The organism is Azospirillum sp. UENF 312511 (genome assembly GCF_058780635.1).
The window spans coordinates 290,330-300,277 of record NZ_JBSNCG010000005.1 but is presented as its reverse complement, the minus strand read 5'-3'; the positions used below and the strand labels follow the sequence as shown (position 1 = coordinate 300,277).

Genomic DNA, 9,948 nt, shown 5'->3' with positions numbered 1-9,948 from the left:
CCCGGTGCCTGCACGCTCCCCGCCCCTTCTCCACCGTTTCCCCTCTTCCGAACTTTGTGAAGCGTCCCGTCCGTCGGCGGCGGAGGCGCTGGGAATACCGATCGATGCTCAACGTCAATGGCGACGCCGTTCTGGCGACCCTGCGGACCCTGGCGGGATTCGGCGCGGTGGGGTCCGGCGTCTGCCGACCCGCGCTCTCACCGGCGGACTTGGCGGCCCGCCGCTGGCTGGCTGGCGAAATGGAAAAGATCGGTCTCGGGGCGACCATCGACGCGCTGGGCAACCTGTATGGCGCGGCCCCCGGCGCCGGCCGTTCGGTGCTGATCGGTTCCCATTCCGACAGCGTGCCGACCGGCGGCTGGCTGGACGGCACGCTCGGCCTCGCCTACGGGCTGGAGATCGCCCGCGCCTGGATGGAGGCCCACCCCGGCGCGCCGGTCGGCATCGACCTGATCGACTTCTCCGACGAGGAGGGCCGGTTCCTGAGCTGCCTGGGCAGCCGCTCCTTCTGCGGCGACCTCCCCGGCCTGCCGGCCGGATTCGCCGAGGAGGCGGCCAGCGCCGGTCTGGACGCCACCCCGCCGATCCGCCTCGATCCGCAACGGCACCGCGCCTTCTTCGAGGCCCACATCGAGCAGGGTCCGCGGCTGGAGGCCGCCGGCCTCCCCATCGGCGTGGTCACCGGGATCTTCGGCATGCGCCGCTACGCCGTGCGGTTCGACGGCCGCGCCGACCACGCGGGCACGACGCCGATCGCGCTGCGCCGCGACGCCGCCCGCCTGCTTTACCGCTTCGCCGACGCCTGCCATCACCGTTTCCGCCAGACCGGTTCGGCGGACAGCGTGTGGAACCTGGGCAAGGTGTCGCTCCAGCCCGGCGCCGTGAACGTCGTCGTCGAGCGGGGAGAGCTTCTGCTCGAATTCCGCGACCTCGACCCGGTGGCGCTGGACGGCTTGAGCGCCGCTCTGGCGGCGCTGGTCGGCGAGTTCGACGGCCAGGAGGGAGTGCGGGTTTCGCTGGAGGAGGCCGGGCGTCTGGCGCCGGTGTCGCTGGACGCCACGCTTCAGGGGTTGATTGCCGACGCCGCCGACGCGCGCGGCGCCGGGTCGATGCCATTGCCGAGCGGGGCGATCCACGACGCGATGGTGCTGGCGCGGAGCGTCCCCACCGCGATGCTGTTCGTGCCGAGCATCGGCGGGCGGAGCCACACGCCGGTGGAGGACACGCGGGCGGACGACATCGTTCTGGGCGCCCATGTGCTCGCGCAGGCCGTTTTCGCCTGCGCCGAGAGCCTGTGAACGGACCCTCCCGGCACCCCATCACTGTGGCGGAGGTTGGTCCGGGACGATAGGATGACGGCCTTCGAAGACGGCGCCGGAGTGTTTCGGCACGGTTTTCGGGAAAAACTGCGCGGAGCGTGAAAGTCGGGGGATGATGCAGGACGAATTTCTGTCCGAAAATTTTGGCAGACGGCTCCATGAGCTGCGCGTGGCGCGCAAGATGACCCTGTCGAGCCTGGCGAAAAGCTGCGACTGCTCGGTGGCGCTGCTGTCGAAGATCGAGAAGGGCAAGGCCCGTCCGTCGCTCAACACGCTGCACAGGATCGCCACGGCGCTCGACACCAACATCGGAAACCTGCTGCCGACCGAGCGGGCCCAGCCGGCAATCATCGTTCGCAACGGGGATCGCCCCATCCTGTCCGACGGCTTGCTGCGCGGGCGGGACGGTGTGCAGCTCGAAGCGCTGTCCGTGCTCGCCCCGGGCAGTTCCTTTCAGGTGAACATCCATCATGTGGCCGTCGGGGGACGTTCCGACGGCTGCATCACCCATCCGGGCGAAGAGTTCGTCTATGTGCTGTCGGGTGAGATCGACCTGATCCTGGGCGACGAGACCACCCGGATGAGCGCGGGGGATGCCGCGTTCTTCGCGTCCGAGATCCCTCACGGCTACGCCAATCCGGGGACCGTTCCGGCCGCGGTCCTGTGGCTCAACTCTCCGCCCACCTTCTAGGATTTCGGTGGGCGGCGCTCCCGTGTCCGGCGCGGCCACTGCGGACAGGCGCGGGAGCGGGGTGCAAACCGCAAGAATTCGGGGATCAGGCACAGGCTGCTTTGCAGCCGGGCCCCCGGCTGGCGATTGCGATCGGTCGGGCAGCACCCTCCGCATCGACATCTTTTCCAAACTGGGAACCGGGTCAAGAGCACCGTCCACACGCGCCATGTTCGTCCTTGTCGGACGTTGAGCGATCCGCGCGTCTGTCGACGGCCGACGCGCCGTCGTGATTCCAATCCGCCTTCCGACGCCGACGCGCCGCATCGGCTTTGAACGGCGTCGGACGGCCCGGACTCCGCAAAGCCCAAGGGCGCCCCTCCTTCGATGCCCGCCTCCGGCGGCTCACCCGTCCGCGACGCGACAGATTGGTTTCGCACGCGAATGATCTTGATAATGCCTGATGCATCAGGCATTGTGCGCGTCACCAACCTTTCGGGACCGGCACAGAACCGGCTCCCTGAACAATGCGGATCGGAGGAGCGCCCCTATGAACGTCGATAAGCTGCCCATCGTCCTGACGGTCGCCGTGGCGGCACTGTTCGCCGCCGTCCCGGCCACGGCGCAGACCGCGGAGCGCACCATGCGCCTTTCGGCCGCCGTCGCGCAGGACCATCCCTTCGCCGCCGGGGTTTCGGCGCTGACCGCCTGCGCGGCCGACAAGTCCGCCGGCAAGATGAAGATCCAGAGCTTCTGGAACGCCGCGCTGGGCAGCGACATGCAAGCCGTGCAGCTCGTGCGCGGCGGCTCGCTGGACATGGTGGTGGCCTCCACCTCGCCGCTCGCCTCGCTGGTGCCGGCCATGGGCGTCTTCGACCTGCCCTTCCTGTTCGAGAACGAGAAGGAGGCCGACCGCATCCTCGACGGCGCCGTCGGCCAACAGCTGTCCGAAAAGCTCCAGGGCGTCGGGCTGGTCAATCTCGCCTATTGGGAGAACGGGTTCCGCAACCTCACCAACTCCCGCCGGCCCATCCAGAAATGGGAGGATTTGGGCGGCACCAAGATCCGCGTGATGCAGAATCCGGTGTTCATGGACACCTTCTCCACGCTGGGCGCCAACGCCGTCCCGATGGCCTTCAGCGAGCTGTTCACGGCGCTGGAAACCCGCGCGGTCGACGGGCAGGAGAACCCCTACGCCAACATCGAGACCGGCAAGTTCTACGAGGCGCAGAAGTACCTGTCGGTCACCAATCACGCCTACACGCCGGCGGTGATCCTCTACTCCAAGAAGATCTGGGACGGCCTGTCGTCGGCCGAGCGGGACGTGCTCCAGTCCTGCGCCGCGGTGGCCCGCGCCGAGGAGCGCCGGGTGAACCGCGAGCAGTCGGAGAAGTCGCTGGCCCGCCTGAAGGACCTCGGCATGCAGGTGAACGAGCTGTCCGCCGAGGAGCGCAAGCGGATGCTCCAGAAGGTGGCGCCGGTCTATGAGAAGCACGCCGCGGCCATCGGTGCCGAGACGATGACCCTGCTGCAATCCGAACTCGCCCAGCTGCGCAAGGCCAACCCGTAACGCACGTCCCGTCCCCCACGGGCGGGCCGCGAGTCCGCCCGTGGGGCCGTGCGCCCGCCCGACGCCCGATCTCCCCGTGGGAACCCCGATGCTCATCAAAAAGATCGACACCTTCGTCCTGAAGACTCCGCTGAACGCGAAGACCTTCTATTCCTCCCAGGCGGCTTTCCCGGAGCGCAACAGCCTGCTGGTCCGCATCACTACCGACGACGGTCTGGTCGGCTGGGGAGAGGGCGGGCAGTACGGACCGGCGGAACCGCCGGAAAGCTGCATCATCGACGTGCTGGCCCCCCGGCTGATCGGCCGCCGCGCCGACCAGCCGGTGCGGGTCTTCGAGGATCTCTATTCCTTCTGCCGCGACTTCGGCCAGAAGGGCACCTACATCGAGGCGCTGAGCGCCATCGACATCGCGCTGTGGGACTTGTGGGGCAAGTCGCTGAACCGGCCGGTGCACGCGCTGATGGGCGGCGCCTTCCGCGACAAGGTCGCGGCCTACGGCACCGGCTGCTACTACCCGGACTGTTTCCGCGACACGCCGCGCATGATGGCGGCGCTGGCCGAGGAGGCGCAGCGCTACCGCGAGGCCGGGCTGCCGGCGATCAAGATCAAGATCGGCCTGCTGCCGATCGCCCAGGACATCGAGCGGGTGGCGCTGGTCCGCGACGTGCTGGGGCCGGACACCCTGATCATGGTCGACGCCAACCACGCCTACAACACGGCGGGCGCCATCCGGATCGGGCGGGCGCTGGAGCGGTTCGACGTCCGCTGGTTCGAGGAGCCGGTGCCGCCGGAGGACCGCCAGGGCTACCGCCGCGTGCGCGATTCCATCGACGTGCCCATCGCGGGCGGCGAGTGCGAATACACCCGCTTCGGCTTCCGCGAGCTGCTGGCCGGGGGCTGCATCGACATCGCCCAGCCGGACCTGTGCTGCGCCGGCGGCTTCACCGAATGGCAGAAGATCCTGGCGCTGACCACCGCCCACGGCGTGATGACCGTCCCGCACATCTGGGGGTCCGGCATCGCGCTCGCCGCGGCGCTCCAGGCGCTGGCGACGGCGCCGCTGGTTCCCTACACGGCGCTCGGCGTGCCGTTGCAGAACGAGCCGATGGTGGAATTCGACCGCACCCACAACCCGCTGCGCGACGACCTGCTGGTCGACAATTTCACGCTGGTGGACGGGTGCCTCGCCGTGCCCGGCGGGCCGGGCCTGGGTGTGGAGGTCGATCCCGACCAGCTCGCCCGCTACACCGTGCGGTCGCGCAGCGCGTGACCGGGTTGGAGACGTCCCGCCGGAGATCCGTGATGTGGAACGGCACCCTCTTCTTCAGAATCCTCGACGGCATCCTGGTGGTGTGCATCGCCGCGATGCTGGTCATGGTGTTCGGCAACGTCGTGCTGCGCGCCGTCTTCAACAGCGGCATCGACGTGTCGGAGGAGCTTCCGCGCTTCCTGTTCGTGTGGATGACCTTCATCGGCGCCGTGATCGGCTTCCGTGAAGGGGCACATTTCGGCGTGGATGCCCTGGTCCGCCTGCTGCCGCGCGCCGGCAAGAAGGTCTGCTGGGCGATCAATCAGGTCATCATGCTGGTCTGCTGCGTGGTCATCGTCCAGGGCACGCTGCTCCAGCACGATCTGAACGCGACGAACCACGCCCCGGTGACCGGCCTGTCGATGATCTGGGTCTTTGGCGTCACCTACCTGACCGGCGGGGTGATCGGGCTGATGTGCATCCTGAACCTCGTCCGGCTGGCGCTCGGCAAGGTCGGCGACGACGAGCTGATCCAGGTCGAGGAGGAGGGCATGGGCGAGGTGGACCCGAACCGGCTGAAAGGCCCGCACACGCTGAAGGAAACGGCGCCGTGACCATCTTCATCTTCGTCGGCAGCCTGCTGGGCGCGATGGCGCTGGGGCTTCCCATCGCCTTCGCGCTGATCGTCTCCGGCCTCGCCCTGATGGCCTTCATGGGGATGCTCGACCCTCAGATCGTCGTGCAGAGCATGTGGGACGGCGCCAACAGCTTCCCGCTGCTCGCCGTGCCCTTCTTCATGCTGGCCGGCGAGTTCATGAACGCCGGCGGCATGTCGCGGCGTATCATCGCCATGGCGATGGCCTGGGTTGGCCACCTGCGCGGCGGGCTGGGGTTCGTCGCGGTGTTCGCGGCGATCCTGATGGCCTCGCTCTCCGGCTCGGCGGTGGCGGACACGGCGGCGCTCGCCTCCATCCTGCTGCCGATGATGCGGCAGGCGGGCTACGACATCCACCGCTCTGGCGGGCTGATCGCGGCGGGCGGCATCATCGCGCCGGTCATCCCGCCGTCGATCGGCATGATCCTGTACGGCGTCGCCGGGCAGGTCTCCATCACCAAGCTGTTCCTGGCCGGCATCGTGCCGGGAATCATGATGGGCGTGGCGCTTCTGATCACCTGGTGGTGGCTGGCCCGCCGCGAGATCCTGACCACGCCGCCCAAGGTGCCGCTGCGCGAGCGGCTCCGGCTCACCGCCGAGGCCTTCTGGGCGATGCTGCTTCCGGTGGTTATCATCGGCGGGCTGAAGACCGGCGTCTTCACGCCGACCGAAGCGGCGGTGGTCGCCGCGGTCTACGCCATGTTCGTCGGGCTGGTCATCTACCGCGAGCTGAAGATCGCCGACCTGTACGGGCTGATGCTGTCGGCGGCGAAGACGACGGCGGTGGTGATGTTCCTGGTGGCGGCGGCGGGCATCTCCGCCTGGCTGATCACCGCGTCCAACATCCCGGCCCAGCTCGCCGATCTGCTGGCCCCGGTGATGGACAACCGGCTTCTGCTGATGCTCGCGCTGATGGTCATCGTTCTGATCGTCGGCACGGCGCTGGACTTCGCGCCGACCATCCTGCTGATGGTCCCGGTGCTGATGCCGATCATCAAGCAGGCCGGCATCGACCCGGTCTATTTCGGTGTCCTCTTCATCATGAACAACGCCATCGGCCTCATCACCCCGCCGGTCGGCACGGTGCTGAACGTGGTCTGCGGCGTCGGGCGCATGTCGATGTCGAACCTGATGAAGGGCGTCGGCCCCTTCCTGCTGGCGCAGACCGCCGTGCTGTTCCTTCTGGTGCTGTTCCCGGAACTGGTGATGGCGCCGCTGGCCTGGTTCACGGCGCGGTGACGGTCCCCGATGCTCCACGGACGTGAAGGCGGATTTGAAGGCGGGGGAGGCGCGGTGTTAAAATGTCGGACCTGACGCGGCGCCTCCGTCTGCGGCGATTCACTGAGGAACGGTCTTCCATGCTCGACGGCAACGGTCCCCTCGACACGGCCTCCATCGGCGAGCAGGTCACCGAGCGGCTGCGGAGCGAGATCATCTCCGGCCGGCTGGCGCCGGGGTCGCGGCTGATGCTGGACCAGTACAAGGCGTTGTGGAACATCAGCATCACGCCGCTGCGCGACGCCGCCAAGCGGCTGGAGGCGGATGGGCTGGTCCACATCTACCCGCGGCGCGGCATCTTCGTGGCGGAGATCGACCGCAACGCCCTGATGGAGGTGTTCCAGCTCCGCATCGCCCTGGAGCCGCTGGTGACGGAGCTGGCCACCCCCCACGCCCCGGCGGCGGAGGTGGAGGCGATGACCGAGGCCTACATCGCCGCCGGCCGCCCCGCCCCGGAGGAGGAGCGGCAGGCCCGCCTTCAGGAAGTGGACGAGGTCATCCACGACTTCGTCCTCGCCCACTGCCCCAACCAGCGGCTGGCCCGCATCATGGCGACGCTGCGGGATTCGGTGGCCTGGTGCCGGAACGCGGTGATCGAGAAGGTGCCGAACGCCTTCGACCCCTCGCTGGAGGAGCATGTCGCCATCTGCAAGGCGATGCGCGCCCGGGACGCCGAGGGAGCCGCCGCGGCGATGCGCGACCACCTGATCGCCACCCGCGACCGCACGTTGAAGGCCATGGAGGCACAGGAGCGCGCATAGACGGCGGCGTGGCCGCAAGCCGATCGGGCAGTGCAAATGCGGGTACGACATGTCGAACCACCCCTCCTTTCACACGCGGGCCTCGTTGCGCGAGGATGTCGAACGTCTGGGCGTCGGCCCGGGAGACATCGTCATGGTCCACGCGGCGATGAGCCGGGTTGGAGCGCTTCTGAACGGGCCGGATGCCTTGATCGGAGCCCTGCTCGATGCTTCGAGCCCGGACGGCACGATCCTCGCCTACACGGATTGGGACGCCCGCTACGACGGGCTTCTGGATGGGAACGGCCGTGTTGCCGAGGAATGGCGGGCCCATGTGCCGCCCTTCCATCCAACCGCGTCACGGGCGGCACGGGAAAACGGCGTGCTGGCCGAATTCATCCGCACTTGGCCAGGCGCCCGACGGAGCGGCAATCCGGGTGCGTCCATGGCCGCGATCGGCGCGAGGGCGGACTGGCTGACGGCCGACCATCCGCTGGACTATGGTTACGGCCCCGGCTCGCCGCTGGCCAAGCTGGTGGACGCGGGGGGCAAGGTCCTGATGGTGGGGGCGCCGCTCGACACCATGACCCTGCTCCACCACGCCGAGCATCTCGCCCATGTTCCGCGAAAGCGCATCCGCCGCTGCGAGGTGCCGTTCGCCACGGCATCGGGCACCCGGTGGCGGATGGTTGAAGAGTTTGAAACATTGCTTCCGGTCGTTCCCGGCCCGGATGAGGCCTATTTTGCCACCGTCGTCACGGACTTCCTCGCGACCGGGCACGGCCTGCGGGGAACCGTTGGGGAGGCGCCCAGCACGATGGTCGAGGCGACCACCATCACCGCATTCGCGGTCAGCTGGCTGGAGCGGCGCTACGGCTGAGCCATTTTCCATTGCGCGTGTCGTTGCCGGTATCGCTGTGACGTTGTCGCAATTTCCCCATCGCACGACTACGTTCCATCGGCACATGGAAGCGTCGGCCTCCGTACCGTGCGGGAATGATGGCGGCAAAAGGCAATGTTCACCCTTAAGAAGAACGAGCGGTTCGAGCAGGACATCAAGAAAAGCCGCTTCCTGGCCGCGGCGGGTCCGGTCAACAGCGAGGAGGAGGCGCGAGAGTTCATCGCCGCGCTCAGCCAGCGGGATGCCGGTCACAATTGCTGGGCCTTCCGGATCGGCGACCTCTACCGGTCCAACGATGACGGCGAGCCCGGGGGAACGGCGGGGCGCCCGATCCTCCAGGCCATAGACGGCCAGAGCCTGGATCGGGTGGCGGTGGTGGTCAGCCGCTGGTTCGGCGGCATTCTTCTCGGTGCGGGCGGGTTGATGCGCGCCTATGGCGGCACCGCGGCGGCCTGTCTCCAGGCCGCCGAACGCCAGCCGATCATCGCCTTCGCCACCCTGTTCGTCGCCTGCGCCTTCGCCGACGAGGCCAGGATCAGGGCCGGGCTTGGCGCCTTCCCCGCGGCGCTTGCCGAGACCAACGGCTTCACGCCCGACGGCGTCCTGCTCCGGATCACAATCCCCTGCGGGCAGTTGGACGATGCCGTCCGCATGATCACGGATGTTTCGCGTGGTCAAGCGACGGTCGAGACCGGGCAAGCGCCTGCCGCATGACGTCCGCCGTGGCGCTGTCGGTCGGGAAGAAGGCCTCGATGGCCAGTTCGGACAAGGTGACGTCCACCGCCGTTCCGAACACCGTCGTGGTGCTGAAGAAACTGAGCGTCCCGGCCTCCGTCCGCAGCCGCAGGGGAACCACCACGCCGTCGTGCGACGGCAGCGGTTCGCTCCGGCCGTTCGACGCGTTGAAGGCGGGTCCGTCGGACGCCGGGTAACCCTTCAGCTCGTCGAGCAGCGCGGTCAGCACGGGATCGGCGCTGACGTCGATCTGGCGGGTCAAACGGTGCAGGATGTGGGCCCGCCACTGGGCGAGGTTCTCGATCCGCGGGGCCAGCCCGGACGGGTGGAGGCTGAGGCGCAGCACATTGACCGGCGGCTGGAGAAGATCCGGCGCGGCGCCGGCAAGCAGCGGGGCGATTGCCCGGTTGGCCGCGACCAGCGTCCAATGCCGGTCCACGGCCAGCGCCGGGTGAGGCTCGTGCCCGGTCAGCACGAGGTCGACGGCCCGGCGGGCGGCCTGCATCTCCGGGTCGTCCAGCCGGTGTTCGGAAAAAACCGGCGCGAAGCCCGCGGCAGCGAGCAGCGCGTTGCGGTCGCGGAGCGGAATGTCCATCCGTTCCGCCAGATGGAGCAGCATGGTCCGGCTGGGCTGCGACCGCCCCGTTTCCAGGAAGCTGACATGCCGGGTCGAGACGTCGGCCTCGCAGGCGAGATCGAGCTGGCTGAAACCGCGCCGCTTGCGCCATGCGCGCAGCAACTCGCCGACCGGCTGGCGCGGCACGGTCCGGGAGGGCGCACGGTGCCGGGTCGCCGCCTGCGTCATGGGTTCAAACTCCTCTCGGCGTTCGC

Annotated in this window: 10 protein-coding genes; 9 read left to right on the top strand and 1 reads right to left on the bottom strand. The window is 68.6% G+C overall.

The features are described 5' to 3' along the window. The first annotated feature begins 104 nt into the window (after positions 1-104). From ACWPN7_RS29960 to ACWPN7_RS29920, 9 genes are all read left to right on the top strand, one after another. The gene (locus ACWPN7_RS29960) at positions 105-1,298 is read left to right on the top strand and encodes a hydantoinase/carbamoylase family amidase (RefSeq protein ID WP_040136676.1); all 1,194 of its coding nucleotides are present in this window, start codon (positions 105-107) and stop codon (positions 1,296-1,298) included. A gap of 133 nt (positions 1,299-1,431) precedes the next feature. After that, the gene (locus ACWPN7_RS29955; protein ID WP_051658510.1) at positions 1,432-2,010 is read left to right on the top strand and encodes a helix-turn-helix domain-containing protein; all 579 of its coding nucleotides are present in this window, start codon (positions 1,432-1,434) and stop codon (positions 2,008-2,010) included. Positions 2,011-2,539: 529 nt separating this feature from the next. Further along, a complete protein-coding gene (locus tag ACWPN7_RS29950) occupies positions 2,540-3,559 on the top strand; it encodes a TRAP transporter substrate-binding protein (protein ID WP_051658511.1) in 1,020 nt (339 codons plus the stop codon). 88 nt (positions 3,560-3,647) lie between these two features. Beyond that, positions 3,648-4,829, top strand: coding sequence for a mandelate racemase/muconate lactonizing enzyme family protein (locus ACWPN7_RS29945; protein WP_040136678.1), 1,182 nt, complete (start codon positions 3,648-3,650; stop codon positions 4,827-4,829). Between the two features lie 32 nt (positions 4,830-4,861). Further along, positions 4,862-5,422 carry a TRAP transporter small permease gene (locus ACWPN7_RS29940; RefSeq protein WP_040136680.1) on the top strand — a complete coding sequence of 187 codons (561 nt, stop codon included), beginning with the start codon at positions 4,862-4,864 and terminating at the stop codon, positions 5,420-5,422. Continuing rightward, positions 5,419-6,702 (top strand): TRAP transporter large permease, encoded by a 1,284-nt coding sequence (locus ACWPN7_RS29935; RefSeq protein ID WP_456522939.1) that lies wholly within the window; start codon positions 5,419-5,421, stop codon positions 6,700-6,702. Before ACWPN7_RS29940 ends, ACWPN7_RS29935 begins: the two co-directional genes overlap by 4 nt. A gap of 119 nt (positions 6,703-6,821) precedes the next feature. Continuing rightward, on the top strand, positions 6,822-7,502 hold the full coding sequence (locus tag ACWPN7_RS29930) for a GntR family transcriptional regulator (protein WP_459197390.1): 681 nt from the start codon (positions 6,822-6,824) through the stop codon (positions 7,500-7,502). A gap of 49 nt (positions 7,503-7,551) precedes the next feature. Then, entirely contained in the window at positions 7,552-8,361 is an 810-nt protein-coding gene (aac(3), locus tag ACWPN7_RS29925; protein WP_200776116.1) for an aminoglycoside 3-N-acetyltransferase, read from the top strand. A 135-nt stretch (positions 8,362-8,496) separates the two neighbouring features. Further along, on the top strand, positions 8,497-9,096 hold the full coding sequence (locus ACWPN7_RS29920; RefSeq protein WP_459197391.1) for an IMPACT family protein: 600 nt from the start codon (positions 8,497-8,499) through the stop codon (positions 9,094-9,096). On the opposite strand, the gene ACWPN7_RS29915 is transcribed toward ACWPN7_RS29920, so the two are convergent. Next, the gene (locus tag ACWPN7_RS29915; RefSeq protein WP_459197392.1) at positions 9,038-9,922 is read right to left on the bottom strand and encodes a helix-turn-helix domain-containing protein; all 885 of its coding nucleotides are present in this window, start codon (positions 9,920-9,922) and stop codon (positions 9,038-9,040) included. The genes ACWPN7_RS29920 and ACWPN7_RS29915 overlap by 59 nt on opposite strands. Between the last annotated feature and the right edge of the window lie 26 nt (positions 9,923-9,948).